At 41.9% G+C, this 844-nt stretch carries 1 protein-coding gene; it reads left to right on the forward strand.

Annotated features, from left to right (window positions below):
- On the forward strand, positions 1-721 hold a 721-nt coding region (locus tag B2X72_RS03835; RefSeq protein ID WP_286848333.1), incomplete at its 5' end, for an RluA family pseudouridine synthase.
- Positions 722-844: the final 123 nt, after the last annotated feature.

An 844-nucleotide genomic window follows, 5' to 3' on the forward strand; every position in this document is an offset into this window, starting at 1 on the left:
CTACTACCCTGCCTGCCGCAAAAAATGTGAACCGATTTTAGGGTATATGCTCGAAGGCTTGGTCGTAGATCCCAATCCCATGCAACAGGAAACGACTTTGGATATAGCACTTCCTCAAATTTACGAAGATGAGGATATCATCATTATCAACAAACCGGCCGAATTTCTGTCTGTCCCCGGAATATATGTAAAGGATTCGGTCTACAACCGTATTCTTCAACGCTACCCAAATGCGGGACCGATTATTATCCACCGCCTCGACATGTCTACATCCGGCTTGTTGGTTGTTGCCAAAAACAAAGAGGCGCATAAATTTATTCAGGATCAATTTATACAACATACCATCAAAAAAACATACATTGCCTTACTGGATGGTATTATCGAAGCCGCATCAGGTTTGATCGATCTCCCACTTCGCGTAGATCTGGATGATAGACCCCGGCAAATGGTCTGCTACACTTATGGCAAGCCAGCGCAGACAAAATGGGAAAAAATTGCGATAGCAAATAATCAAACGAGGGTCAGGTTTTACCCCTTGACTGGCCGCACCCATCAGCTTCGCATGCATGCCGTCCATCCAAATGGCCTAAATACACCTATTGTTGGTGACGATCTCTATGGCAGAAAAGCCAATAGATTACACCTCCACGCAGCTTCAATTACCTTTATTCATCCTCGTTCCAAGCAAGAAATAACCTTCGAAATCGAGCCAGATTTTTGATAGCGCTGACTATATCGTTACAAAAGTCAGTAAATAAAGCAGCGGAAAATCATCGCCAAGTCAAAATGTAATGCAAAATTTATTGACCCAAATCAATAATTTAACATAAATAATTAAAAAACA

It is taken from the genome of Sphingobacterium sp. UBA7253, from assembly GCF_002472745.1.
In the GTDB taxonomy this organism is placed as follows: domain Bacteria; phylum Bacteroidota; class Bacteroidia; order Sphingobacteriales; family Sphingobacteriaceae; genus Sphingobacterium; species Sphingobacterium siyangense.